The organism is Roseibacterium elongatum DSM 19469, assembly GCF_000590925.1.
Lineage (GTDB): Bacteria > Pseudomonadota > Alphaproteobacteria > Rhodobacterales > Rhodobacteraceae > Roseibacterium > Roseibacterium elongatum.
Genome location: NZ_CP004372.1, coordinates 261,345 through 285,077 on the forward strand (window position 1 = coordinate 261,345; position 23,733 = coordinate 285,077).

Genomic DNA, 23,733 nt, shown 5'->3' on the forward strand with positions numbered 1-23,733 from the left:
GGACCTGTGACATCAGCGTGACACGGGCTGTTTCATCTCGGCAAGAACGGCCTTGGCATCCTTGAACCGGGGCGGGCGTTTCGCCGCAAGGGCGCGCGCGTCCAGCGCGTCGACAAAGGCCCGCACGGCGGCAAAGGACCGCTCGATGCGCGGCGCGACATGTGCCAGCGTCTTGGGCGTCAGCGGCAGGGCGCGGTCATGGGCCAGCTTCATCATCACCGCCATCAACAGCGCGTCGTCGGGGGGCGCCACCCGCGCCAGCCCGGCCTGGCGCATCCGGCTGTCCAGATCGGGCAGGCCCAACCCCCATCGTTCGGGCCCGTCCGTCGCGGTGAACAGGGTCGGGGCCGCCCGCTGGATCAGGGCGTTGTGCAGATGAAACAGCGCCGCCTCGCGCGCGGGCTGGCCCGCAAGGCGATGGGCATTCTCGACCACGAGGGCAGGCGCGTCGGCATGTTCTTCGGCCACCCTGTCGTCGAGATCGCCGGCCTCGACCAGGACCGCGCCGGTCATGCCCGCCCAGACATGGGCCAGATGCGTCTTGCCCGCCCCTTCCGGCCCGGCCAGCACCAGCTTGCCATGGGGCCAGTCCCGCCAGGCGTCGATCTGCGCCACGGCCCCGGCATTGGCCGCGGACACGAAGAAATCCTCGCGCCCCATCGCAGGACGAAGGGCAAGCTCGAAAACAAGCTGTTCGGCCATCAGCGCTGCGCCCCACCCTCGTCCGGGTCGTCGCGGTATTCCTCGGGGATCGGCCGTCCCTCGAGCCCGCGGTAGAGCAGGCTGTCGGTATACCGCTCGATCCCGAAGCGCACCAGCACGCCCAAGGCGGCCGCCACCGGCACCGCCACCAGCATGCCGACGAAGCCGAACAGCGTGCCGAAAGCCGAGAGCGCAAAGATCAGCCAAACCGGATGCAACCCGACCGACGAGCCGACCAGCTTGGGCGTCAGGATGTTGCCCTCGACCATCTGGCCGATCTGGAAAACGGCGGCGACGGCCACGATCAGCCACCAGTCGCCCCAGAACTGAAACAGCGCCAGACCGATGGACAAGACCCCGCCCACCAGCGCGCCGACATAGGGGATAAAGGTCAAGAGCCCCGCCAACAGCCCGACGACAAGGCCGAATTGCAGGCCGATGACCATCAGCGCGATGGCGTAGAATGTCCCGAGGATCAGGCAGACGGTGCCCTGCCCGCGCACGAACCCCGCCAGCGTCTTGTCGATGTCACGCGCCAACCGGCGGATCGTCGGCGCATGGTCGCGCGGCAACAGATGGTCGACGCGCTCGACCATGTTGTCCCAGTCCAGCAGCAGGTAGAACGCCACCACCGGCGCCACCACCATGAAGACCAGCACGTTCACCACGCCCAGGGCCGAGCTGAGCACGCCCTGCAACAGCTCGGCGCCCCGCGACTGGATCGTCTCGCCGATCGAGCCGAGCGACTGGCGCAGGGGCGAGGTGTCGTCCATGAAGTCGGGGAAGCGTTCCGTCAGCCAGGCCCGCAACTGGTTGAACAGTTCGGGCGCGGACTGGATCAGGTCGGTGGTCTGCTGGATCAACAGCGGCACGACGACCAGCATGGCCAGAACGACGACCAGCACGAGGATCACGAATATGACGACCGTCGCGGCGACCCGGCTGAACCCCATCTTTTCCAGCCGGTCGGCCACGGGATCGAGAAAGTAGGAAATCGCGCCGCCCACGAGGAAGGGCAGGATCACGTCGCCCAGCAAATACAAAAGCGCGAAGAACCCGCCGAGCGCGATCCCCCAGTAGAGCAGCTGTTTGCGGACAGGCAGCGCCATGGCATCTCCTTTGTCGGGATAGATGCGGCAGCCACGGCCACGGGGCAAGGGGAAAGCGGGGGATCGCGGCCGTTTTCCTGAAGGAAAACGGGCAGGAAATCTCGAGATTTCCTGCCCGCAAAACCCGGGTTTTGCGCCTCCGCCCTGCGGGCGGCCCGCTCAGCCCCGCGCGGCGCGGATCAAATCGAGGATGTCGCGCGCCGCCGAGGGGATATTGGTGCCCGGCCCGAAGATCGCCTTGACCCCGGCCTTTTGCAGGAACTCGTAATCCTGATGCGGGATCACGCCGCCGCAGATCACGATGATGTCGCCCGCCCCTTCGGCCCGCAACGCCTCGATCAGCTTGGGGGCCAGCGTCTTGTGTCCCGCCGCCTGCGACGAGATGCCGATGACATGCACGTCGTTGTCGATGGCATCCTGCGCGGCCTCTTGCGGGGTCTGGAACAACGGGCCCACATCCACGTCGAAGCCGATATCGGCGAAGGCCGTGGCGATCACCTTGGCGCCGCGGTCATGCCCGTCCTGGCCCATCTTGACCACCAGCATGCGCGGGCGGCGGCCCTCTTCCTCGGCGAAGGCGTCCACGTCGCGCTGGATCTGGGCAAAGCCTTCGTCCCCCTCATAGGCCGAGCCATAGACCCCGGCCAGCGTCTTGACCTCGGCCCGGTGACGGCCGAACACCTTTTCCATCGCCATGCTGATTTCCCCCACGCTGGCCCGGTGACGCGCGGCCTCGACCGCCGCTTCGAGCAGATTGCCCCCCTCGGTCGCGCGCCGCTCCAACTCGGCCAGCGCGCCGGCGCAAGCGGCCTCGTCGCGCGTCGCGCGGATCTTCTCCAGCCGCGCGATCTGGCTTTCGCGGACCTTGTCATTGTCGATCTCGAGAATGTCGATCGGGTCTTCCTTGTCCTTGCGATACTTGTTGACGCCGACGATCACCTCTTCACTGCGGTCGATCATGGCCTGGCGCCGCGCGGCCGATTCCTCGATCCGCAGCTTGGGCAACCCGCTGGCCACGGCCTTGGTCATGCCGCCCATCTCCTCGACCTCGTCCATCAGGACGCGGGCCTTCTCGATCAACTCGTTGGTGAGGCTTTCGATGTAGTAGGAGCCCGCCAGCGGATCGACCACATTGGTGACGCCGGTTTCTTCCTGCAGGATCAACTGGGTGTTGCGGGCGATCCGGGCCGAGAAATCGGTCGGCAGGGCGATGGCCTCGTCCAGCGCGTTGGTGTGCAGCGATTGCGTGCCACCCAGAACCGCACTCATCGCCTCGTAGGCGGTGCGCACGACGTTGTTGTAGGGGTCCTGTTCCTGAAGGCTGACGCCCGAGGTCTGGCAATGGGTGCGCAGCATCTTGGAGCGGTCCGATTTCGCGCCGAATCCCTCCATGATCTCGTACCACAGCGTGCGCGCGGCGCGCAGCTTGGCGATCTCCATGAAGAAATTCATGCCGATGGCGAAGAAAAAGCTCAGCCGGCCGGCGAACCTGTCCACGTCCATCCCGGCATCGATCGCCGCCTTCACGTATTCGCGCCCGTCGGCCAGCGTGTAGGCCAGTTCCTGCACCAGGTTCGCGCCGGCCTCTTGCATGTGGTAGCCGGAAATCGAGATCGAGTTGAATTTCGGCATGTTTTCCGACGTGTAGCCGATGATGTCGGAAATGATCCGCATGCTCGGCTCGGGCGGGTAGATATACGTGTTGCGGACCATGAACTCCTTGAGGATGTCGTTCTGGATGGTCCCCGACAAAAGCGACTTGTCATGGCCCTGTTCCTCGCCGGCGACGATGAAACTGGCCAGAACCGGGATGACCGCGCCGTTCATGGTCATCGAGACGCTGACCTGATCCAGCGGAATTCCGTCGAACAGGATCTTCATGTCCTCGACGCTGTCGATGGCCACACCCGCCTTGCCCACATCGCCCACCACGCGGGGGTGGTCGCTGTCATAGCCGCGATGCGTGGCCAGGTCGAAGGCGACCGACACACCCTGCTGACCGGCGGACAGGTTGCGGCGGTAGAACGCGTTCGATTCCTCGGCCGTGGAAAACCCGGCATATTGGCGGATCGTCCAGGGGCGCCCTGCATACATCGTCGCCTTGGGGCCGCGCGTGAAAGGCGCAAATCCCGGCAGGGTGCCCATATGCGCCAGCCCGTCGGTATCGGCCTCGGTATAGAGCGGCTTGACCTCGATACCCTCCAGCGTCTCCCAGGTCAGGCTATCGGGGTCGCGCCCTTTCAGTTCCTTTTCGGCGCGCGCGCGCCACGCGTCGAGGCCGGGTGCATTCGGGCTCTGGGTCATTCGCGTGTCCTCTTCCTTCGGCTGTCACGGCCCGCATCTGTTCGGCGGGCTCATCCATGTAATCGGCAAGACCCCCGCCCCCGGCGGATAGCCAGGCGAGGTCTTCTGCATATTGCGCGCGCAGCGCGGCGCGGTGATGGGCGTCGAAGGGCATGCGCCCTTCGTGCTGCGGGGCGGCGGGCCCATCGCCGCCGCATAAGGGGCGCATGGCCCGCGAGAAAAGCGCGGGATCGACCCCGCCGAGACGGCCAAGCACCAGATCGGGGCGTGCGGCCATCGCCTCATGCGTCCAGACGACCACGCGCGCCTGGGGCACGGACCGCGCAAGATCGGCAATGACATGGCGCCAGCGCATCGGTTGCGTGACCAGCCGGTCGCCCAGATCGCCCGCGGGCCTGTCAGCGTGCAGGCTTTCGCGCCGGGCCAGGACCGACGCCCACCAGGCATCATAGCAGCGGATCGCCAGCGCAAGTGTCAGCCGATGCGCCCCCAGCCCCCCGGCGATGCGCGCCACCCGCGCGCCGGCATCGGGATACGGCCGCAGCCGCGAGACGCAGTGCCGCAGCGGGCCCAGCATCCGCGCATCGCTGACGACAAGGGTCCGGGCCCCGCCCGCCTCGAGCCCGGCGGCGCGCATCGCGAGCCGGCCGCCTGCCCGTCGGGCGCGGTGCGCCCCCACAGGCCCGTCGAAAAGGCCGGCACGCGCCTCATCCCGCGCCCAAAAGACCAACCCCGCCTGCGACAGGGCGGCGGCATGGTGGGTCGCCATGGCCGCAAGGCCGGTCTCGGCCGTGCGATGGGCACCGAGGTGCAGAATTACGTCCATGTCACGATCTCCGGTCGCTGTGCGGGGGGCCTGGCGCACAGGCTGCCCGAACAGCGGTGAAGATCGCGTGAAGTGGGGGGCGTTGGCCGGTCGGATTGCCGCGGCGAAAGCGGCCAAAAGGCTTCGCAATTCCGCGCGCCGCCCCTATATCTGGCCGGACAGGAGGAATGATGCGACCAATCCCCGTGACCTTTGGCATGACCCTTGCCGCCGCCGTGATGCTGGCCCCTTCCGCGACACTGGCCCAACAGGCCGATGACGCCCTGGCGCTGGTGGCCGTCGCCGAGACCGCAACCTCCGAGGCCGAAGCCGTCGATCCGACGGCCCCGCGCGCGGCCGCCGACGTGACGCTGGAGGAATTCCAGTGGATCGCGCGGCCGGTGATCGTGTTCGCCGACACGCCCGCCGACCCGCGCTTTGTCGAGCAGATGCAGCTGCTGGCCGACCGGCCCGACCCGCTTCTGGAACGCGATGTGGTGATCATCGTCGACACCGACCCGAGCGCAAGCTCGGCCATTCGCACGGCGCTGCGCCCGCGTGGCTTTTCGCTGGTGGTGATGCAAAAGGACGGCAGTGTCGGGTTCCGCCGCCCCAGCCCCCGCGACGTGCGCGAGATCGTGCGCGGCATCGACAATTTCTCGTTCCGGCAGGAAGAGTTGCGCAGCGGCGGGCAGTGACCCGCCGCCCCGCGATCGTGATATGCGGCAAGGCCCGTCACGGCCTCACTCGAACTCCATGATGACTTCGTCCACGGCCAGGCTGTCGCCCGGACCGGCGTTGATCCTGGTGACCACGCCCTTGCGCTCGGCGCGCAGGATGTTCTCCATCTTCATCGCCTCGACGGTGCAGAGCGCCTGACCTTCCTGCACCTCCTGCCCTTCCTCGACATCGACCTTCACGATCATGCCGGGCATCGGGCACAGCAGCATCTTGGAGGTGTCGGGCGGCAGTTTCTCGGGCATCAGCAGCGCGAGTTCGGCCTGACGCGGGCTGCGGACATGCACCTTAAGCTCGGCCCCGCGGGTGCGGATACGGAAACCGCCGGGGATCTTGCCGACCTTGAGCACCAGTGTCTCGCCATCGACGCTGAGGGTGGCCAGCGCATCGCCCGGTGTCCAGTCCGAGGTCACGCGCATCGCATGTCCATCCTCGAAGGTCACGGTGGACCCGTCCGGATCGGCGGCGATTTTCACCGGAAACGCCGCGTCCTGCAGGGTGACGACCCATTCGGTGCCGACGCGGCGTTCGTGGTTGTCCATCCGACCCGAGACACGGGTGCGCCGGATCTCGGCCACCCGGTGCATCGCGGCGGCGGCGGCGGCCACGCGGCGCAGCGCATCGGGGCCAAGCGTCACGCCGTCGAAGCCGTCGGGATATTCCTCGGCGATGAAGGCGGTGGTGATGTTGCCGCTGGTGAAACGCTCATGATCCATCACGGCTGACAGGAAGGGCAGGTTGTGGCCGATCCCCTCGACCTCGAAACTGTCCAGCGCCACGCGCATCGCCTCGATCGCACCGGCACGGTCCGGCGCCCAGGTGCACAGCTTGGCGATCATCGGGTCGTAATACATGCTGATCTCGCCGCCCTCGTAGACGCCGGTATCGTTGCGCACCGCGGTCTCGCCCACCGGCGCCTCGCCCTGCCATTTGCCGGTCTCGGTCAGGGGGCCGGCCTGCACCTCTTCGGGGGGGCGATAGCGGGTCAGACGCCCGATCGAGGGCAGGAAGTTGCGATAGGGATCCTCGGCATAAAGGCGGCTTTCCATCGCCCAGCCAGTCAGCGTGACGTCCTCTTGCGTGATCGACAGCGGTTCGCCGCTGGCGACGCGGATCATCTGCTCGACAAGGTCGACGCCGGTAATGAGCTCGGTCACCGGATGTTCCACCTGCAGACGGGTGTTCATCTCGAGGAAATAGAAATTCTTGTCGGCATCCACGATGAATTCCACCGTGCCCGCGCTGGAATAGCCCACGGCCTTGGCCAGGGCCACGGCCTGTTCGCCCATCGCCTTGCGCGTCGCCTCGTCAAGGAAGGGGCTGGGCGCCTCTTCGATGACCTTCTGGTTGCGGCGCTGGATCGAGCATTCGCGTTCGCCCAGATAGATCGCGTTGCCGTGCTGGTCGGCCAGAACCTGGATCTCGATATGGCGCGGCTGGGTGACGAATTTCTCGATGAACATGCGGTCATCGCCGAAACTGCTGGCGGCCTCGTTCTTCGACGCCTGAAAGCCCTCGCGCACCTCTTCCTCGTTCCAGGCGATGCGCATGCCCTTGCCGCCGCCGCCCGCGCTGGCCTTCAGCATCACCGGATAGCCGATCTGCCCCGAGATCTTGATCGCCTCGTCGGCATCCTCGATCAGACCCATATGCCCCGGCACGGTCGAAACGCCCGCCTCGGCCGCGATCTTTTTGGACGTGATCTTGTCGCCCATCGCCTCGATCGGCCCCCGCCGGCGGCCCGACAAAGGCCACGCCCGCCGCCTCGAGGGCCTGCGCGAATTTCATGTTCTCCGACAGAAAGCCATAGCCGGGATGCACGGCCTCGGCGCCCGTGTCCTTGATCGCGGCCATGATCTTGTCGATCACGATATAGCTCTCGGAGGCCGGCGGCGGGCCGATATGCACCGCCTCGTCGGCCATCTTGACGTGCAGCGCGTGCTTGTCCGCATCCGAATAGACCGCCACGGTCTCGATGCCCATCTTGCGCGCGGTCTTGATCACGCGGCAGGCGATCTCGCCCCGATTGGCGATCAGCAGCTTCTTGAACATGCGTCCTGTCCCTTCCATTTGGCCCGGCGCGGCACGCCTGCGGCATCTTGCAAACAAAAAGGGACCAGCGGGGCGCGGCGGCCCCGTTGATCCCGGATCACGCGACAGGGTCCGCGGGCGGTCAGACGCGCCGCGCGGCCCCGATCAGCACAGGTTGACGTCGTCGCACAGCGCCCCGCCGGCCGCGCCGATAAGGATGCCCGTGCCGATACTGCCGTTGAGCGCGGCGGCCGTGACACCGCCCCCCAAGGCGCCGATGCCGGCGCGTTCGAGGTCGCTGGCCATGCAGCCCGAAAGCGCAAGGACCGCGGCGAAGAGGGTCGTGGGTAGAATGAGTTTGGCGCGCATTTTGCGTCGTCTCCTGTCGATATGCCTCGTGGGCGGCAGTCTATCCGCCCGGCACCGGGAACGACAGGGTCTTTGCCCGCGCCGCGCCGCGCACAGGCCCCCGCGCGCGCGAAAAAAGGCGGTCGGCACAGCGAACTGGCCGACCGCGTCAAAGGGGAAGGGTAACACGTCTTGTCACTGTCGGCCCGGACTGTGTTGGGGACAAGAGCCGACAAGGGCACGTTGACACGATCTGCCCGGCGCGAAAGGGGGCAATGGCCCGGACGCGCCGCTTGCGCGCGAAACCGCCCAAGCGCGATATGCGTGCGCGAATTCATGCCGATCCATCCTGCCAGATGCCCGAGCCGTCGAACGCCTCGGGGAAGGCGGCGCGCGCCCTGGCTTCGTCGATCACCAGCAGCGCGTCGTAGCTTTCGGGGTCGAACGGGTCCTCGGCGGCAACAACCTCGCGCCCGAACAGCCACGACAAGCGCCCGGCATCGAGATTGCCGCGCTGAAACGGCGCATCGCCGAAGAACAGCCACAGCGCCTCGACGAAGGCGGCATCGGCGCGCCGATCGGCGGGCCGTCTGTCGGCGTAGCGTTCGCGGGCGGACAGGCGTGTGGCCCCGGCCTTGTTCTCGCGGCGGATGGTGAACTGGAATCCGTGCCCGGCAGGCGCGAGGGGAAACCGCGATGCTTGATCATGCGCGCGCCCCCATCGGTCCGGCGCGGCGCGGCGCATCGCGATTTGCCCAGGCGCGCGTACAGGGCATTGGGTGCGTGACCGGGCGCTCAGACCCGGCCACGTCCCGAGGTACAGCTGCAGTTGAGCAGCCGAGAACCAAGATACCTTGCGCGGCCAATGTTCCACAGGCTTTTCCACAAGCAATCCGCGCCTGTGACCGACCTGCATCACATTTCCATTCACATGAAGAATGGATCGCAAAATATTGTAGGTGCATCACAAAAGCTCCCACATGCAGGAGCCTGTCGCGATTGTATAAGCCTCGATCGACTGCCGAATGCCGGGGGCGGCCTCGCCACGCGGGAACGGGGCCGACATGAGCTGCACGACGATGCGGTCGGGGGGCGCGTCCATGGCCGCGGCGCGTGGCAGGCCCAGGTCGCGGCAAATCCAGTCGTGATCGGCATGGGTTCCGTCGAGGTCCGCAGGCGGCAGATCCGGCACCAGCACCCGCAGAACCAGCCAGACATCCGCGGTGAAGGGCTGCGGTTCCGGCAGCACCTCGCACAGCATCGCCGCCTGCCCCGAGGGCAAGCTCAGCGCCGCATCCAGCGGGCAGGAGAAGGGCGCCGCGCCGCGTGGCCAGAGCAGCAGCGCCGCCCCCGTCGCGCCCAGGCCGAGCACGCCCAAAGCCACCCATCCCACCGGGCTGAGCGGAATGCGGGACAGCACGCTCATGCACCATCGGCCCCCTCCGGTCGCCGCGCGATACAGTCGATCTCGACCAACGCCCCCAAGGCCAGCGCGGTGACACCCACGGTCGTGCGGGCCGGCCGCCGATCTGACGGGAAGAACCCCTGGTAGGTCTCGTTGAAGGCGGCGTAGTCACGCTCGAATTCGGTCAGGTAGGCGCGCACCTGCACCACATGCTCCAGGTCCAGCCCCACACCCCGCAACACCACGCGCAGGTTCTCCATCACCCGCACGGTCTGCGCCGCCACCCCCTCGGGCAAGGGCGCGTCGGGGGCGGCCGGATCAGTCGGCATCTGCCCGGTCAGGATCACCCAGCCATCGGCCTCGACCGCGTGGGAAAAGGGTGCCACGGGGCGCGGGCCGCCGGCGATCATGTGGAAGGTCGGGTCACGTGTCATCGAAGCCCCCCTCGGAAGGGAATTGGCACTCCCCGCCAAATCGGACGGCAAGAAAGAAGTCGTACGAATCTGGGCCTGTTTGCAGACCTATCGCCATGCGCGCACCTTCTCGAAAACTGCCCAAACGCCGCCAAAACCGTGCCTCGAAAGCCGCAGCTTCACACAACAAGTCGAGCGGTGGGGGGCCGCCAATCACATCAACCGGAGCGAAAAACGGCACCGCTTCGATATTCCATGGCCGCAATGCTTCGATCTCCGTCGAGGCAAACCCTCCAAATTGCCAGCCCGCGAGCGAGCGCGAATACTGCAACGGGAGTGCACCCTCGTGTCGCGCTGGCGAGCACAGGCCATCGACCACCGACAGAGAATAAGGTCGTTCAAACATCAATCCGCCTTGGCCATCATGATTTGCCACGTTCAGACTGACACGGAAAATATCGCCGCGCCCTGAAACTTCGGCTGGCGCCATGGGCCTGTGACCGACCAACGTTGCGCAGAGCCCGTTGACGACATCCTCGCTAGACAGTCCTTCAGGGATCGAACTGCGGTCGTCACGACTCTCCAATGTCGCCAAGACCCGCAGATCATATGTTCCTAGAAACTCAACCCATTGGATCTGGCTGATGTCCCAAAAGAACCCGTTTGACCACAGCCGCACTGCACCATCCAAGGTCTGCGCATTGGCGCCTTGAGCGAATTGAACACCCTGAATGGAGCTCAGTGCCGCAACCAGCAATAAGCTCCTCACGAGTTTCAGTTTTGCTCCCAACGCGCCCATCGCCCCAGTCACCGCCTTACAGCGGGATGTTGTCGTGCTTCTTCCACGGCATCTTCTTTTCCTTGCGCCGCAGCATGGCGAAGGCGCGGGCGACCCGTTTGCGCGTGCTGCGCGGCTGGATCACCTCGTCGATGAAGCCGCGCTCGGCCGCGACGAAGGGGTTGGCGAACCGGTCCTCGTATTCCTGCGTGTGCAGCGCCGTCTTCTCGGGGTCGCCCAGATCCGAGCGATGCAGGATCTCGACCGCGCCCTTGGCGCCCATCACCGCGATCTCGCTGGTGGGCCAGGCATAGCTGATATCGCCGCGCAGATGCTTGGAGGACATCACCACATAGGCGCCGCCATAGGCCTTGCGGGTGATGACCGTGACCTTGGGCACCGTCGCCTCGCCATAGGCAAAGAGCAGCTTCGCACCATGCTTGATGACGCCGTTGTATTCCTGCCCCGTGCCGGGCAGGAAGCCGGGCACGTCCACCAGTGTCAGGATCGGGATCTCGAAACAGTCGCAGAACCGCACGAAGCGCGCGGCCTTGCGGGCGCTGTCGATATCCAGAACGCCCGCAAGCACCATGGGCTGGTTCGCGACCACGCCCACCGTCTGCCCCTCGAGCCGGATGAAGCCGGTGATGATGTTGCCTGCGAAATCCTCCTGGATTTCGTAGAAATCGCCCTCATCCGCGATCTTGGTGATCAACTCCTTCATGTCATAGGGCATGTTGGGGTTGTCGGGCACCAGCGTGTCGAGGCTTTCCTCGATCCGGTCGGGGCTGTCGTAGAAGGGGCGCACGGGCGGCTTTTCACGGTTCGACAGCGGCAGGAAATCGACGAGGCGGCGAATTTCGCTGAGCGCTTCCACGTCGTTTTCAAAGGCACCGTCCGCGACCGAGGATTTGCGCGTGTGGGTCGTGGCCCCGCCCAGTTCCTCGGCGGTGACATGCTCGTTCGTCACGGTCTTGACCACGTCGGGGCCGGTGACGAACATGTAGCTGCTGTCCTTCACCATGAAGATGAAGTCGGTCATGGCCGGCGAATAGACCGCCCCGCCCGCGCAGGGCCCCATGATCAGGCTGATCTGCGGCACCACGCCCGATGCCTCGATGTTGCGCTGGAACACGTCGCCATAGCCCGCCAGGCTGTCGACGCCTTCCTGGATGCGCGCGCCGCCGGAGTCGTTGATGCCGATGACGGGCGCGCCGTTCTGCATCGCCATGTCCATGATCTTGCAGATCTTCTGCGCGTGGGTGGCCGAAACCGAGCCGCCGAGCACGGTGAAATCCTGGCTGAAGACATAGACCATGCGGCCGTTGATCGTGCCCCAGCCGGTGACCACGCCGTCGCCGCGCGGCTTGTTTTCCTGCATGCCGAAATCGGCGCAGCGGTGAGTCACGAACATGTCGTATTCCTCGAAGCTGCCCTCATCCAGCAGCAGGTCGATCCGCTCGCGCGCGGTCAGCTTGCCCTTGGCGTGCTGGCTGTCGATCCGCTTTTGTCCACCGCCCATGCGCGCTTCTTCGCGACGCTCCTCCAGCTGATGCAGGATGTCTTTCATCTCGGCCCCTTCCATGGCTGGCAAACACAAGGCGTCGCCACCCCCTCCGGGCCGCGGCCGCCGTTTCGGCGCACCATAGGGGCATGGCACGGGCGGGCGCGAGTCCGAACTGGAATATTTGCAAATCAATTTGCGGCGCTTCTTGGCAATTTGCGAAATAGCAAATCCCACGCTTGCCATGAGTGACTGTGCAGCCATGCACATGGACAAGCCCATATCATCGCCCTAAGCCCAGATCATGGCCACCAGCACCCCCGCCCCGGTTCGGTTCCTCGACCACAGCACGCCGCCGCATATCTTCACGTTGATCGTGTTGACCGGCATCGGCGCATTGTCGATGAACATCTTTCTGCCGTCGCTGCCGGCGATGACCAGTTATTTCGACACCGACTACCGGCTGATGCAACTGTCCGTGGCGCTGTATCTGGCGGTGAATGCCGTTCTACAAATCCTGATCGGGCCGATTTCGGACCGGATCGGCCGCAGGCCGGTCCTGTTGGGCAGTCTGGTGATCTTCGTGCTGGCGACGATCGGCTGCCTTCTGGCCCCAACGATCGAGGTGTTTCTCGCCTTTCGCATGGTGCAGGCGGTCATCGTCGCGGGGCTGGTGCTGGGCCGTGCGGTGGTGCGCGACATGTACCCCGCCGATCAGGCCGCCAGCCAGATCGGCTATGTGACCATGGGAATGGCGGTGGTTCCGATGATCGGGCCCGCCATCGGCGGCGCGCTGGACGAAACCCTGGGCTGGCAGGCGAATTTCTGGCTCTTGGCCATCCTGGGGCTGGCCGTGCTGGCGCTGACCTGGCGCGACCTGGGCGAAACGGCCGCCCCCGGTCGGGGCAGTTTCCGCGACCAGGTCGCGCAATACCCCGAGTTGCTGACGGCACGCCGCTTTTGGGGCTACTGCCTTGCGGCGGCCTTCGCGTCGGGCGCGTTTTTCGCCTATCTCGGCGGGGCGCCTTATGTCGGCTCCGAGGTGTTCGGCCTGTCGGCGGCTGCGGTCGGCTTCTACTTCGGCGCGCCCGCGGTGGGCTATTTCTTCGGCAATTTCCTGTCGGGGCGGTTTTCCGTGCGCGTCGGCATCAATGGCATGATCCTGTGGGGCACGATCCTGTCGGCGGTCGGGCTCTTGATGTCGCTGCTGCTGTTCCTGCTGGGACTCAAGACGGCGATCGTCTTTTTCGGCTTCATGACCTTTGTCGGGCTGGGCAATGGCATGGTCCTGCCCAATGCGACCTCGGGGATGCTGTCAGTGCGCCCGCATCTGGCCGGCACGGCCTCGGGCCTTGGCGGGGCGATCATGATCGGCGGCGGCGCCGCGCTCTCGGCGCTGGCGGGGGCCTTGCTGACCGACGGCAACGGGGCCTACCCGCTGATCCTGATCATGCTGGCCACCTCGATCCTGGCCGTGATCTCGATCCTCTACACGATCCGGCGCGAACGCTACGTGAACCCCGGCTGACCGCCGCTCTTCCGGATCTTTGCAAAACCCTATAATGCTTTTGCAAAGATCCGGGAGCACCCATGTCCAACCGCAAACTCTATGCCGGGGCCAAGCTGCGCGAGTTGCGCACCCGGCTTGGCCTGACCCAAAAGGATTTCGCCGCCAAGCTTGGCATCTCGCTGCCCTATCTCAACCAGATGGAGAACAACAACCGCCCCGTCTCGACCACGGTGGTGCTGGGCCTGGCACAGGAATTCGGCCTCGATGTCACGGAACTCTCCTCGGGCGACACCGAACGCCTCGTCTCGGACATGCGCGAGGCGCTGGCCGATCCCGTCTTCGCCGAGGCCAGCCCGCCCCTGGCCGACCTGCGCCTGGCCGCTTCGAACGCGCCGGCGCTGGCACGTGCCTTTCTAGATCTGCACCGTGCCTATCGCCAGACCCATGAACGCCTCGCCTCTCTGGACGAGGCGCTGGGGCACGAGGGGCGCGCCACCTCCAGCCCGTGGGAGGAGGTGCGCGATTTCTTCCACTATTGCGACAACTACATCGACGCCATGGATCGCGCCGCCGAACGCTTTGCCGCGCAGGCCCAGGGCGATCTGGCCCAGCATACCGAAACCGTGCTGGAGGGGATGGGCATCCGCATCCGTCACGCCGCCGGCGAAGGCGTGCGCCATTACGACCGCGCCAGCCGCACGTTGACCCTGTCGCCGCGCGCCGCCCCGGAAACGCAGCGCTTTCAACTGCTGCACCAATACGCGCTTCTGGCCCAAAGCCAGCTTTTGGAGGCGACGCTGGATCTGGCCCGGTTCCAGACGGACACCGCGCGCGAGATCGCGCGCATCGGCATGGCCAACTACTTCGCCGGGGCGGTGCTGATGCCCTATACCCGCTTTGCCGAGGCCGCCGAGGAAACCCGCCACGACCTCGAGCGCCTGTCGATCCAGTTCGGCGCCTCGATCGAGCAGATCGCGCATCGCCTCTCGACGTTGCAACGCCCCGGCGCCAAGGGGGTGCCGTTTTTCTTCGCCCGCGTGGATCAGGCCGGCACGGTCACGAAACGCCACTCGGCGACGCGGCTGCAATTCGCCCGCTTCGGCGGGGCCTGTCCGCTGTGGAACGTGCATCAGGCCTTCGAGACGCCGGGCCGGTTCCTGCGCCAACTGGCCGAGACGCCCGACGGCATGCGCTACGTCATCCTGGCGCGCGACGTGTCGAAATCGGGCGGGGCCTGGGGCACGCCCACGCGCCGCTTTGCCATCTCATTGGGGTGCGAGGTGCGCCACGCGCGGAAACTGGTCTATGCCGACGGACTCGACCTCGACCGGGACGAGGCGTTTCAGCCCATCGGCATCTCCTGCCGCATCTGCGAGCGCGCGCATTGCCACCAGCGCTCGGTTCCGCCGCTCGAACGCCATCTGCGGGTCGACCCCGACCACCGCGGCACCCTGCCCTACGAGATCGGCGGCTGAGGTCAAAGCCGTTGACGCCCCGACAGGTGCCCCCCTACACCTGTGGGGCGCGAGGGACAGGGAGGACAGCCAATGGAAATGCATGCGACACGGACGCTGAACGCGGATCGTGAAACCGTTTGGGCCGCGTTGAACGACGCGCGGGTGCTCGAGGCCTGCATCCCCGGCTGCCAGGAATTGCACGGCTCGCCCGAAGAGGGGTTCCATGCCGAGGTCAAGCAGAAGGTCGGCCCGGTCAAGGCCACCTTCAAGGGCGACGTGACCCTGAGCGACATCGTCCCGCTGGAACGCTACACCATCGCCGGCGAGGGAAAGGGCGGCGTTGCGGGCTTTGCCAAGGGGTCGGCCCAGGTGATCCTGTCGGACGCCGAGGGCGGCGGCACCGATCTGCATTACGACGTCGATGCCAAGGTCGGCGGCAAGCTGGCACAGCTTGGATCGCGCCTGATCGACAGTTTCGCCAAGAAGATGGCCGACCAGTTCTTCGAGCGGTTCCAGGCCCATGTCGAAGGCCGCGACGACGACCCGCTGGCGCAGACGGATCCCGAGGATGCGGCCCGCCCCGCAACCGGCTGAGCGCCGCGCGCGACGGGACCCTCCGGGCCGATCCGGCGCAGCGGCCGATACGCCGGTGTCACACGCCACAGCCCCGCGCAGGCGACTGCGCAGGGTGACGGATCGGCGGGCGGGCTGCGATCAGGCCTTGGCCAACATCGAGGCGATTTCGTCCTTCAGGCGCATCCGCGTCTTGCGCATCTCGTTCTCGGCCGACTGCTCCACCGGCTCGATCCCCGTTTCGGCCCGATGCACGGCGCGGTTCACCTCGTGATAGTCTTCCATCAGCTTGGCGAAATGCGGGTTCGAGACCTTCAGCTCGTGGATCTTGTCCACGTCGTTGGGGAAATCCTCGGCCAGTTCATGCGGTGTGTTCGACATTGCGTGTTCCCTTCCTGTCGGATCCGACCCGGACCCTAGCGGTGGCGATGCGCCATCCACCTTGAGCCAGATCAACCCGACAGGCGCAAGCGCCCTATTCCGCGGCGGTATCCACCGGCCCGCGCCAGGCGCGCACCACGGCCTCGGGGCTGAGGGCGTTGGCCATCGGGACGGGGCCAAAGGCCTCTTGCTCGACCTCGGGCGCGCTGCCCGGAAAGGCCAGCACCCGCAGACCGGCCGACCGCGCCGCCTGAACCGCGACGGCGCTGTCAGCCACGACGACACAGCGCGCCGCGCCCACGCCCAGGCGTGCGACGGCCAGCTCCATCGCCTGCGGATCGGGGGCCATGCGCTCGACATCCGGCCGCAGGACCGAGACGTCAAAGGCCACCCCGGCCCGCGCGCGGGCCGTGGCATTCAGCACCGCCCGCACCGGGCCTTCCTCGGCGCGGCTGACCAGCGCCAGTTTCACGCCGCCGCGCGCGGCCCATGTCAGCACCCGCGCCACACCGCGGCGCAGGGGCACCTCGTCGGCCAGCATGGCCGCGAACAGACGCTGATGCGTGACATCCAGGGCATCGGCTTCGACCACCTTTCCCAGATGTGCCGCATAGCGCGCCGCCAGCTGACGATCGCCGCCGGGGCGCATCAGCTCGGCATAAGTGTCCGCGGACCAGTCCCACGGAATGTCATGGATGCGAAAGGCGGCATTCCATGCCCGCCGATCGATCTCGGCGCATTCCGCAAGACTGCCCATGCCGCCGAAAATCACTGCTTCCAAAGTCATTGGGTCCTCCGTGTAGCCAGCAGGACCGAACGACGCGGCGCCGCACAAGCGCGGCCAAGGCGATTTTGGCGGTGCAGCAAGACGCTTTGACTCAGGCTTGGGCGTGCGCGGCCCGCGCTGCACAATTTGCAGGCGACAGGAAAAAACGGCCCCTAGCCAGAGGTTTGGGCACGACGGCGCAAAACGGCCTCGCGCCAGGTGATGTAGCTGACCGCCGCGATGATCAGCGCGCCGCCCAGGATCACGAAGATATCGGCCGGTTCGCCGAACACCACCGCCCCCAGCAGCGTCGCCCAGACAAGCTGCAGGAAGGTGACGGGTTGCGTCACCGTCAGCGGCGCGGCCCGAAACGCCAGCGTCATCGTGTAATGGCCCGCCGTGGCGAAGACCGCCGTCAGGAACAGCCAGCCCAGGTTCGCCCAACTGACCGCGACCCAGACCGCCGCCGCAAAGGGCGCCAGGCCGATCGTCACCGTCACCGACAGCATGAAGACCACCACTTGCGGTGGCACCTCGTCGGCCATGATCTTGGCGATCAGGTAGCCCACCGCGAAACTGGCCGCCGTGAACAGCATGGCGAAATGGCCCGGGCTGAGCTCGCGAAAGCCGGGACGCAGGATGATCAGCGCGCCCACCAGCGCCAGCACCACCGCCATGATCCGCCGAAACGCCATGCGCTCGCCCAGAACGAAGACCGCCAGAACCGAGACATAGACCGGGTTGAGGTAATTCATCGCCGTGACCTCGGCGATGGGGATCTGTGTCATCGCATAGAACCAGCAGACCACCCCCGCCGTATGCGCCACGCCGCGAATACCGAACAGGCGCAGGGCCCGCCCGCTCAGCCGCGTGGCGCGCATCGCCGGCAGCATCGGGATCAGGAAGACCAGCCCCAGCACATAGCGCAAAAACGCCGCCTGCGCCGCCGGCACGTCCGATCCCACCATCTTGACCGTGGCCGTCACCGCGACGAAGCACAATCCGGTCACGATCATCCAGACCACCCCCAGCACGGGGCGGACAGCTGGCAGTCTGGGGGGGGGTGCGTCGGCATCCATCCCGCGAACAGACCGCAAAGCCGCCCCCGCCGCAAGCACCCTTCAGCCGAGGATCGCCAGTTTGCCCGCCAGCGCCAGCATCGTCGCACCCACCACCGCGTCCAGCACCCGCCAAGCCGCCGGGCGCGCAAAGACCGGCGCCAGCCCCCGCGCGCCATAGCCGAGCAGCACGAAAAAGACGCACGAGGCCGACAGCGCCCCGGCCCCGAACGACCACTGATCGGGGCGGTATTGCGTGGCCACCGCCCCGAGCAGGCCCACCGTGTCCAGATAGACATGCGGGTTGGCCCAGGTCATCGCCAGCGCGGTGCCGATCGCCGCGCGCCGCGACATCGCCGCGCCATTTCCCGCCGTCAGCGCCTCGGACACCACCAGCGCCGCGCGCAGGCTTTTCACCCCGTAAACCGTCAGGAAGGCGACACCGCCCCAACGCATCGCCTCCAGCGCCCAGGGCGCGGCCTCGGCCAGCGCGCCGAACCCCGCCACCCCCGCCGCGATCAACACCGCCTCGGACAGGCAGCAGGTGGCCACCACCACGCCCACATGCGCGCGCCTCAGTCCCTGACGCAGGACAAAGGCGTTCTGGGCCCCGATGGCGAGGATCAGCGAAAACGACAGGGCGAACCCGGCAAGAGAGGCGGCAATCATCGGCGGCTCGAGAGGGGCGTGACAGCCCTCTCAATCCCGCATTAACGTGGCGCTGGCAAACAGGAAATCGGGCGGGCGGGCCGGCACAAGGCCGAGCATCGGGCGGAGACAGCGATGAACCACCTCTACTATGGCGACAACCTCGCGGTGCTGCGCGAGTCCATCCCCGACGACAGCGTCGACCTGATCTATCTCGACCCGCCCTTCAACTCGAACGCGTCCTACAACCTGCTGTTCAAGGGGCCGTCCGGCAATGAGTCTGCGGCCCAGATCGAGGCGTTCGACGACACCTGGCACTGGACGGATGCGGCACCTACGCTCCCTTCTTGACAACAGCAGCGCGGTCGAAAGGCACGACCGTGGATTGAGAATGGTTTGCGTAGGTTTCCCAAGTCGGCTCGTAATGTTCAGACTGGTTACCCCAAACAGTCCACCCCTTGCGCGGGCCACGCGCAAACAACTCAAGCCTGTCCCCGAAACTACACCGCTCGATCAAATCATATTGTTGATCGGGTTTGCGGCTGTGCTCCCTCTTCTGCGCCGAAATGATGTTTTCCTGAGAACGCCCGGGTTTAAGTGTTCGAGCGTTTTTGCCCCTTACCCCGAACAACAGCACCTCAGTCACGTTGCGAAAGTAAAAACCGACCCCGCGCCGATCTGGGCCACCATCCTTTCGGATTTTGTACCAGATGAGGTTACTTTTGTATTTGAAGCCCCAATGTTCCATGACTTTCAGGCCCTCAGGCAGAAGTGCGTTAGGAACCCAGAGATAAAGATGCGCCGGCTCGCCGGCGATGGCTTCAACTGGCAAGTCGCAAATATCATCCAGCGTCATTGTTGGATAACGTGCGAGGCGTTTGTGCTCCGGCGCCATCTTTCCTGTTCTGTTTTGAAACTGCCAAGGTGGGTCGGCGAGGATGGTTTGGAATTTTTTTCCCCCAAGCTCGCGCAACAGGTCATCGCTTGCGTTTGTCATTACTCGTTCTCCCTGTAGAGGCTTGGCTTGATGCCAAACGTCAAGACGGGACAACCGCCCGCGCCGCCACCTTCGATTTTCGACACCAGCTTAGAAAGAATTGTAGTCGAAGGACCGTAAGACGATCCTCGACCAAGACCGTTAAAGATGTCTTGAAGTGCATCAGCACGTGTCACAATTACCCCAACGCTTACAGTACGCAACTGATACAACAGCCGAAAGTTATTCAGATCGCGATCATAGAACTCGGTCTTGTTGTTCCACTCCAACTCGATGGCAACCCCGTTTTTGAACATATCGATTTTGTGAGTAGGTGTGATATATTCGAGGTCATCCACAACTACCCGGGTATCGAACTTCGTTTCCTTCCAGCCACGACGCAAAAAAAGGGCATCGAAATCGTCTGCAAGTTTTGTCTTCCGTCCGCCGCCGGCGTCTATGTGGGACTTTTTCAAGCGAAACTTCGTCAAAGCTTCAACCAAATCGTCCCATTCTGAGGGATGATCTCCGACCATAATCGCGCTTGCATGGTGCCACTCGCCGCAATGGTAGTTTTCCAGTACAAAGGGTGGGAGACGATCACTCAGCATTTAGTAACTTCTTACTTCTCTTGGTACCACTTGTTGTGCATTGTGATCGCTCAGGGCATCAAGAGCAACACACAAAAGCCTTCCCTTGATGAAGCGCACTGGGTTCGACCCGGTGCCGCGCTTCCAGATCGTCACCGTCGAAGACGCGTTGGAGTTGCGCGACCGCGCCGTGCGCCTGCCCGCCCGCCGCGACGACACGTTCAAGCGCGCCGCCCGCGAGGAAGATCGCGGCGCACAGGGCAAGCTGGATATCTGACGCCCCTGCCCCGGCCCTGTCCCCGGCCCTGTCCCCGGTCTGTCCTTTGGCCGCCGCCCTGCCCCGTGCCGGTTTCGGCCCGTTGCGCCCTGTGCATGAAAGCACCGCGTGCCGGGGTTTGGCGCGCGGTGTGTGAAAACCGTGTATGCACAGGCTGTGTACGCCCTGTGCACCGGGTGTGACATGCCGCTGTCGTAGGGCGGGACTGGTCCCGCCGACCCGCACGGCGGGAAAAGCCCGTCGCCCGCTCAGCCCGCCAGTTGCGCCATCACCTCGTCCGAGATCTCGAAATTCGAGGTGACGTTCTGCACGTCGTCATCGTCTTCCAGCGCCTCGATCAGCTTCATCAGCTTCTGCGCATCCTCCAGCCCCAGCTCGGTCGTGGTGGTCGGACGCCAGACCAGCTTGGTCGAGTCGGACTCGCCCAGCTCGGCCTCCAGCGCGGTGGAGACATCGTTGAGATCGGTATCGGCACACCAGATGATGTGTTCCTCGTCCCCCGATTCCACATCTTCTGCGCCGGCCTCGATCGCGGCCATCATCACCGTGTCGGCATCGCCCACCGTGGCCGGGTAGCTGACCTGCCCCTTGCGGTCGAACATGAACGACACCGAGCCGGTCTCGCCGAGGTTGCCGCCATGCTTGCCAAAGGTCGAGCGCACGGTGCTGGCCGTCCGGTTGCGGTTATCGGTCATCGCCTCGACGATGATCGCCACGCCGTTCGGGCCATAGCCCTCGTAGCGGATTTCCTCGTAATTCTCGGCATCCCCGCCCTGCGATTTCTTGATCGCGCGGTCGATCACGTCCTTGGGCACCGAGTTCGATTTCGCCTCTTTCACGGCAAGGCGCAGGCGCGGGTTCTTGTCGGGATCGGGGTCGCCCATCTTGGCCGCCACGGTGATTTCCTTGGCGAGCTTGGAAAACAGTTTCGACCGCGCGGCGTCCTGACGCCCCTTGCGGTGCTGGATGTTCGCCCATTTGGAATGGCCTGCCATGGGTCTCTCCCGGTCGGTTCTGACAATCGCGCGGGTTTTACCCGTGCGCCCGCGCCACCGCAAGGCGCTGCATGTGCTGGGGGTCAGTCGACCTGCGGCGGGGGCGAGGAAAAGCGCCAGGTCTGCCCCTCGGGGCCAGTGATCGCGACCTCGGCCATGGGGTAGAGCAGGCCGTCAGCGCCGATTGCTTCGACCACGGCCTCGACGCCCTGACGCAGGATGTTCGGGTTGGTCTCGAACGCGACCTCGTAGGGGTAGCTTGCGCTGCATCCCGTCAGTCGCCCCGACCATGCGGCCGGCGCCCCCGCCGGGGCCGGGCCGGTGCAGCGGCTGCCATCCGACAGGCGCACATCAATGGCCGCACGGCCGACCTCGACCGCGACGGGGCGCGGGCCCGAGGCGACACAGCCCGTCAGAAGGATGACGATCACCCCCATCAGCATGGTATCGGACAGCTTTGGAACCATGGGGCGGAACGTGCTCCTCACAGCGGCCAGATCAAGGGAATCGTCAGGCAGACGACCACCCCGAGGCTGAGGTTAAGCGGAATGCCCGTGCGAAGGAAATCGGTAAAACGATACCCGCCCGGCCCATAGACCAGCATGTTGGTCTGATACCCGATGGGCGTGGCGAAACAGGCCGAGGCCGCGATCATCACCGCCACGACCAGCGGGCGCGGATCGACCCCCGTCGCCTCGGCGAGGGCGATGGCGATGGGCGCCATGATGACCGCGATCGCATTGTTCGACACCAGTTCGGTCAGGACGGTCGTGATGAAATAGACCGCCCAGATCAGGACCACCGGGGGCATGGTCTGCAGCCATGGCGCCACGCTGCCCACGATCAACTGGATGCCGCCCGTGTGGTCCAGCGCCGCGCCCACGGCCAGCATGGCAAAGATCAGCGCCAGCAACCGCCCCTCGACGAAAGAAAATGCCTCCTCGGCGTCGATGCAGCCGGTCAACAGCACGACGGCAACGGCAATGACGGCCAGCGCCAGGATCGGTGCCACGTCGAAGGCGGCCAGCACGACGATCCCGGCCATGGCCGCCACCGCGATGGGCGCCTTGGTCCGGCGATAGGCGCGCTCGGACGGGGTGGTGACGTCGACAAGTTCCATATCGGCGGCGAGGCGCTGGATGTCGGCCGGGTCCCCCTCGAGCAGGAGCGTGTCGCCAACCCGCACCACGAGGTCGTCGAGCTGCCGCCCGATATTCTGGTTCCGGCGGTGCACGGCCAGCGGATAGACCCCGTAGCGCCGCCGCAGTCGCAGGTTGCCAAGCGAGCGCCCCACCATCTTGCAGCCCGGTGTGATCAGCACCTCGACCGTGGTCGTGCGCACCTGGCTCAGCTTGTCGACGGTCTTGAGCTCCTTGGATTGCTGCAGGCCCAGAACCTCGCTCATGTCGGTGCGCAGAACCACGCGGTCACCCGGCTCCAGCACGACACCCGTCATGTCGCGCCGAAGGGACGCATCCCCGCGCAGCACGTCGATCAGGCGCACGCCTTCGCGGCGGAACAGGTCCACCTCGTTCACGTTCTGCCCGATCAGGGCCGATCCCTCGGGGACGGCCACCTCGGTGAAGAACTTGGCCTTGGACCGACCCGACCCCAGCAGCGAGGCCATCGAGCTGCGATCCGGCAACAGGTGCCGGCCCACCACCAGCAGGTAGATCATGCCCCAAGCCACAACGACGAGGCCGATGGGGGTGATCTCGAAAATCGTGAACGGCTCCAGCCCCTGCACCCGCGCGACGCCATCGACCAGCAGGTTGGTCGAGGTGCCGATCAGGGTCAGCGTGCCGCCCATGATCGCGGCATAACTGAGCGGGATCAGCAGCTTGGAAGGCGAGCGTTCGAGAATGCGCGCCACCTGCACGAAGACCGGGATCATGATGACGACGATGGGCGTGTTGTTCATGAAGGCCGAGGCAATGGCCACGAACCCCAACAGCGTCGCCAGCGCCAGCCTTGGCCGTCGGCCTGCATTGGCCTCGGCGAATTTGGTCAGCCGGTCCAGCGAGCCGGTGCGCACCAGGGCGCCCATGATGATGAACATGGCGGCAATCGTCCATGGTGCGGGATTGGCCAGAACCTCGAGCGCGGCGTCATAGGGCAGCAGGCCCAGGGTCAGCAAACCGGCCACGCCGCCAAGCGCGACCACCTCGGTCGGCCAGACTTCGCGCAGGAACAGGCCGAACATCACCAGCAGGACGACAAGCGCCAGAACCCCTTCGCCGGTCTGAGACAGGTTGAGATCGAGCATGTATGTCCCTTGCCACCGGGGATGCCCCCGACCCGCCGCGCATCATTGACGAGGAAAACCGTGGCTGCAAGACGCGACTTCCCCGGCGCGACCAATCGG

General features: G+C 65.7%; 24 protein-coding genes and 2 pseudogenes. 6 read left to right on the plus strand and 20 right to left on the minus strand.

Features of this window, described 5'->3' with window-relative positions; genetic code table 11:
* Positions 1–12: 12 nt before the first annotated feature.
* From ROSELON_RS01305 to ROSELON_RS17215, 4 genes are all read right to left on the minus strand, one after another.
* On the minus strand, positions 13–702 hold the full coding sequence (locus ROSELON_RS01305; protein ID WP_025310654.1) for a P-loop NTPase family protein: 690 nt from the start codon (positions 700–702) through the stop codon (positions 13–15).
* A complete protein-coding gene (locus ROSELON_RS01310; RefSeq protein WP_025310655.1) occupies positions 702–1,811 on the minus strand; it encodes an AI-2E family transporter in 1,110 nt (369 codons plus the stop codon). Before ROSELON_RS01310 ends, ROSELON_RS01305 begins: the two co-directional genes overlap by 1 nt.
* A gap of 159 nt (positions 1,812–1,970) precedes the next feature.
* Positions 1,971–4,115, minus strand: coding sequence for a methylmalonyl-CoA mutase (gene scpA / locus ROSELON_RS01315; RefSeq protein WP_025310656.1), 2,145 nt, complete (start codon positions 4,113–4,115; stop codon positions 1,971–1,973).
* Positions 4,033–4,941 carry a hypothetical protein gene (locus tag ROSELON_RS17215; RefSeq protein ID WP_025310657.1) on the minus strand — a complete coding sequence of 303 codons (909 nt, stop codon included), beginning with the start codon at positions 4,939–4,941 and terminating at the stop codon, positions 4,033–4,035. Before ROSELON_RS17215 ends, scpA begins: the two co-directional genes overlap by 83 nt.
* 170 nt (positions 4,942–5,111) lie before the next feature.
* Between ROSELON_RS17215 and ROSELON_RS01325 the strand changes: the two genes are divergently transcribed.
* Complete coding sequence (locus tag ROSELON_RS01325) at positions 5,112–5,618, plus strand: DUF4174 domain-containing protein (protein WP_025310658.1); 507 nt, start codon at positions 5,112–5,114, stop codon at positions 5,616–5,618.
* 45 nt (positions 5,619–5,663) lie between these two features.
* Here the strand turns inward: ROSELON_RS01325 and ROSELON_RS01330 are convergent.
* The 7 genes and pseudogenes from ROSELON_RS01330 to ROSELON_RS01360 form a co-directional block, all read right to left on the minus strand.
* A pseudogene (locus ROSELON_RS01330) lies at positions 5,664–7,710 on the minus strand (acetyl-CoA carboxylase biotin carboxylase subunit).
* 144 nt (positions 7,711–7,854) lie between these two features.
* Positions 7,855–8,058: a hypothetical protein gene (locus ROSELON_RS01335; protein ID WP_025310659.1), complete on the minus strand. Its 204-nt coding sequence runs from the start codon at positions 8,056–8,058 to the stop codon at positions 7,855–7,857.
* Between the two features lie 313 nt (positions 8,059–8,371).
* Positions 8,372–8,745 (minus strand): annotated as a pseudogene (locus tag ROSELON_RS01340) (hypothetical protein).
* A gap of 256 nt (positions 8,746–9,001) precedes the next feature.
* A complete protein-coding gene (locus tag ROSELON_RS17220; protein ID WP_025310660.1) occupies positions 9,002–9,463 on the minus strand; it encodes a DUF6497 family protein in 462 nt (153 codons plus the stop codon).
* Complete coding sequence (locus tag ROSELON_RS01350; protein ID WP_217520185.1) at positions 9,460–9,876, minus strand: RidA family protein; 417 nt, start codon at positions 9,874–9,876, stop codon at positions 9,460–9,462. The genes ROSELON_RS17220 and ROSELON_RS01350 overlap by 4 nt, the downstream gene beginning before the upstream one ends.
* Positions 9,866–10,654: a hypothetical protein gene (locus ROSELON_RS01355; RefSeq protein ID WP_025310662.1), complete on the minus strand. Its 789-nt coding sequence runs from the start codon at positions 10,652–10,654 to the stop codon at positions 9,866–9,868. The genes ROSELON_RS01350 and ROSELON_RS01355 overlap by 11 nt, the downstream gene beginning before the upstream one ends.
* A gap of 16 nt (positions 10,655–10,670) precedes the next feature.
* The gene (locus ROSELON_RS01360; protein WP_025310663.1) at positions 10,671–12,203 is read right to left on the minus strand and encodes an acyl-CoA carboxylase subunit beta; all 1,533 of its coding nucleotides are present in this window, start codon (positions 12,201–12,203) and stop codon (positions 10,671–10,673) included.
* 238 nt (positions 12,204–12,441) lie between these two features.
* On the opposite strand from ROSELON_RS01360, the gene ROSELON_RS01365 reads away from it, so the two are divergent.
* The 3 genes from ROSELON_RS01365 (at position 12,442) to ROSELON_RS01375 (ending at position 15,698) form a co-directional block, all read left to right on the plus strand.
* On the plus strand, positions 12,442–13,665 hold the full coding sequence (locus ROSELON_RS01365) for a multidrug effflux MFS transporter (RefSeq protein WP_025310664.1): 1,224 nt from the start codon (positions 12,442–12,444) through the stop codon (positions 13,663–13,665).
* 62 nt (positions 13,666–13,727) lie between these two features.
* Entirely contained in the window at positions 13,728–15,122 is a 1,395-nt protein-coding gene (locus tag ROSELON_RS01370; RefSeq protein ID WP_025310665.1) for a helix-turn-helix domain-containing protein, read from the plus strand.
* 72 nt (positions 15,123–15,194) lie between these two features.
* A complete protein-coding gene (locus tag ROSELON_RS01375; RefSeq protein WP_025310666.1) occupies positions 15,195–15,698 on the plus strand; it encodes a CoxG family protein in 504 nt (167 codons plus the stop codon).
* Positions 15,699–15,818: 120 nt separating this feature from the next.
* Here ROSELON_RS01375 and ROSELON_RS01380 read toward each other — a convergent pair whose 3' ends face one another.
* The 4 genes from ROSELON_RS01380 to ROSELON_RS01395 all read right to left on the minus strand — a co-directional run bounded on the left by ROSELON_RS01380 (position 15,819) and on the right by ROSELON_RS01395 (position 18,551).
* Positions 15,819–16,058, minus strand: a complete 240-nt coding sequence (locus ROSELON_RS01380) for a YdcH family protein (protein WP_025310667.1) — start codon at positions 16,056–16,058, stop codon at positions 15,819–15,821.
* Between the two features lie 94 nt (positions 16,059–16,152).
* The gene (locus tag ROSELON_RS01385; protein ID WP_084613587.1) at positions 16,153–16,845 is read right to left on the minus strand and encodes an HAD-IA family hydrolase; all 693 of its coding nucleotides are present in this window, start codon (positions 16,843–16,845) and stop codon (positions 16,153–16,155) included.
* 152 nt (positions 16,846–16,997) lie between these two features.
* On the minus strand, positions 16,998–17,903 hold the full coding sequence (locus ROSELON_RS01390) for a DMT family transporter (RefSeq protein ID WP_038650036.1): 906 nt from the start codon (positions 17,901–17,903) through the stop codon (positions 16,998–17,000).
* Positions 17,904–17,945: 42 nt separating this feature from the next.
* Positions 17,946–18,551: a LysE/ArgO family amino acid transporter gene (locus ROSELON_RS01395; protein WP_038650039.1), complete on the minus strand. Its 606-nt coding sequence runs from the start codon at positions 18,549–18,551 to the stop codon at positions 17,946–17,948.
* A gap of 114 nt (positions 18,552–18,665) precedes the next feature.
* Here ROSELON_RS01395 and ROSELON_RS01400 point away from each other — a divergent pair, with 114 nt between their 5' ends.
* Positions 18,666–18,881 (plus strand): class I SAM-dependent methyltransferase, encoded by a 216-nt coding sequence (locus ROSELON_RS01400; RefSeq protein WP_025310671.1) that lies wholly within the window; start codon positions 18,666–18,668, stop codon positions 18,879–18,881.
* Here ROSELON_RS01400 and ROSELON_RS17690 read toward each other — a convergent pair.
* Both ROSELON_RS17690 and ROSELON_RS01410 read right to left on the minus strand, forming a co-directional pair.
* Entirely contained in the window at positions 18,865–19,527 is a 663-nt protein-coding gene (locus tag ROSELON_RS17690) for an MT-A70 family methyltransferase (protein WP_084613589.1), read from the minus strand. The genes ROSELON_RS01400 and ROSELON_RS17690 overlap by 17 nt on opposite strands.
* Positions 19,527–20,117: a BglII/BstYI family type II restriction endonuclease gene (locus ROSELON_RS01410; RefSeq protein ID WP_025310673.1), complete on the minus strand. Its 591-nt coding sequence runs from the start codon at positions 20,115–20,117 to the stop codon at positions 19,527–19,529. The genes ROSELON_RS17690 and ROSELON_RS01410 overlap by 1 nt, the downstream gene beginning before the upstream one ends.
* An 85-nt stretch (positions 20,118–20,202) precedes the next feature.
* Here ROSELON_RS01410 and ROSELON_RS18020 point away from each other — a divergent pair, with 85 nt between their 5' ends.
* Positions 20,203–20,373, plus strand: a complete 171-nt coding sequence (locus ROSELON_RS18020) for a hypothetical protein (protein WP_156945682.1) — start codon at positions 20,203–20,205, stop codon at positions 20,371–20,373.
* A gap of 248 nt (positions 20,374–20,621) precedes the next feature.
* Here ROSELON_RS18020 and ROSELON_RS01415 read toward each other — a convergent pair whose 3' ends face one another.
* The 3 genes from ROSELON_RS01415 to ROSELON_RS01425 form a co-directional block, all read right to left on the minus strand.
* The gene (locus ROSELON_RS01415; protein ID WP_025310674.1) at positions 20,622–21,368 is read right to left on the minus strand and encodes a YebC/PmpR family DNA-binding transcriptional regulator; all 747 of its coding nucleotides are present in this window, start codon (positions 21,366–21,368) and stop codon (positions 20,622–20,624) included.
* A gap of 83 nt (positions 21,369–21,451) precedes the next feature.
* Entirely contained in the window at positions 21,452–21,835 is a 384-nt protein-coding gene (locus tag ROSELON_RS01420; RefSeq protein WP_025310675.1) for a hypothetical protein, read from the minus strand.
* Between the two features lie 17 nt (positions 21,836–21,852).
* On the minus strand, positions 21,853–23,634 hold the full coding sequence (locus ROSELON_RS01425; protein WP_025310676.1) for an SLC13 family permease: 1,782 nt from the start codon (positions 23,632–23,634) through the stop codon (positions 21,853–21,855).
* Positions 23,635–23,733: the final 99 nt, after the last annotated feature.

What these genes read in the sequence shown, in the direction of transcription:
- ROSELON_RS01305 (WP_025310654.1), bottom strand. Translation starts at nt 702, where the DNA reads ATGGCCGAACAGCTTGTTTTCGAGCTTGCCCTTCGTCCTGCGATGGGG.
- ROSELON_RS01310 (WP_025310655.1), bottom strand. Translation starts at nt 1,811, where the DNA reads ATGGCGCTGCCTGTCCGCAAACAGCTGCTCTACTGGGGGATCGCGCTC.
- scpA (WP_025310656.1), bottom strand. Translation starts at nt 4,115, where the DNA reads ATGACCCAGAGCCCGAATGCACCCGGCCTCGACGCGTGGCGCGCGCGC.
- ROSELON_RS17215 (WP_025310657.1), bottom strand. Translation starts at nt 4,941, where the DNA reads ATGGACGTAATTCTGCACCTCGGTGCCCATCGCACGGCCGAGACCGGC.
- ROSELON_RS01325 (WP_025310658.1), top strand. Translation starts at nt 5,112, where the DNA reads ATGCGACCAATCCCCGTGACCTTTGGCATGACCCTTGCCGCCGCCGTG.
- ROSELON_RS01335 (WP_025310659.1), bottom strand. Translation starts at nt 8,058, where the DNA reads ATGCGCGCCAAACTCATTCTACCCACGACCCTCTTCGCCGCGGTCCTT.
- ROSELON_RS17220 (WP_025310660.1), bottom strand. Translation starts at nt 9,463, where the DNA reads ATGAGCGTGCTGTCCCGCATTCCGCTCAGCCCGGTGGGATGGGTGGCT.
- ROSELON_RS01350 (WP_217520185.1), bottom strand. Translation starts at nt 9,876, where the DNA reads ATGACACGTGACCCGACCTTCCACATGATCGCCGGCGGCCCGCGCCCC.
- ROSELON_RS01355 (WP_025310662.1), bottom strand. Translation starts at nt 10,654, where the DNA reads ATGGGCGCGTTGGGAGCAAAACTGAAACTCGTGAGGAGCTTATTGCTG.
- ROSELON_RS01360 (WP_025310663.1), bottom strand. Translation starts at nt 12,203, where the DNA reads ATGAAAGACATCCTGCATCAGCTGGAGGAGCGTCGCGAAGAAGCGCGC.
- ROSELON_RS01365 (WP_025310664.1), top strand. Translation starts at nt 12,442, where the DNA reads ATGGCCACCAGCACCCCCGCCCCGGTTCGGTTCCTCGACCACAGCACG.
- ROSELON_RS01370 (WP_025310665.1), top strand. Translation starts at nt 13,728, where the DNA reads ATGTCCAACCGCAAACTCTATGCCGGGGCCAAGCTGCGCGAGTTGCGC.
- ROSELON_RS01375 (WP_025310666.1), top strand. Translation starts at nt 15,195, where the DNA reads ATGGAAATGCATGCGACACGGACGCTGAACGCGGATCGTGAAACCGTT.
- ROSELON_RS01380 (WP_025310667.1), bottom strand. Translation starts at nt 16,058, where the DNA reads ATGTCGAACACACCGCATGAACTGGCCGAGGATTTCCCCAACGACGTG.
- ROSELON_RS01385 (WP_084613587.1), bottom strand. Translation starts at nt 16,845, where the DNA reads ATGACTTTGGAAGCAGTGATTTTCGGCGGCATGGGCAGTCTTGCGGAA.
- ROSELON_RS01390 (WP_038650036.1), bottom strand. Translation starts at nt 17,903, where the DNA reads ATGGATGCCGACGCACCCCCCCCCAGACTGCCAGCTGTCCGCCCCGTG.
- ROSELON_RS01395 (WP_038650039.1), bottom strand. Translation starts at nt 18,551, where the DNA reads ATGATTGCCGCCTCTCTTGCCGGGTTCGCCCTGTCGTTTTCGCTGATC.
- ROSELON_RS01400 (WP_025310671.1), top strand. Translation starts at nt 18,666, where the DNA reads ATGAACCACCTCTACTATGGCGACAACCTCGCGGTGCTGCGCGAGTCC.
- ROSELON_RS17690 (WP_084613589.1), bottom strand. Translation starts at nt 19,527, where the DNA reads ATGACAAACGCAAGCGATGACCTGTTGCGCGAGCTTGGGGGAAAAAAA.
- ROSELON_RS01410 (WP_025310673.1), bottom strand. Translation starts at nt 20,117, where the DNA reads ATGCTGAGTGATCGTCTCCCACCCTTTGTACTGGAAAACTACCATTGC.
- ROSELON_RS01415 (WP_025310674.1), bottom strand. Translation starts at nt 21,368, where the DNA reads ATGGCAGGCCATTCCAAATGGGCGAACATCCAGCACCGCAAGGGGCGT.
- ROSELON_RS01420 (WP_025310675.1), bottom strand. Translation starts at nt 21,835, where the DNA reads ATGGTTCCAAAGCTGTCCGATACCATGCTGATGGGGGTGATCGTCATC.
- ROSELON_RS01425 (WP_025310676.1), bottom strand. Translation starts at nt 23,634, where the DNA reads ATGCTCGATCTCAACCTGTCTCAGACCGGCGAAGGGGTTCTGGCGCTT.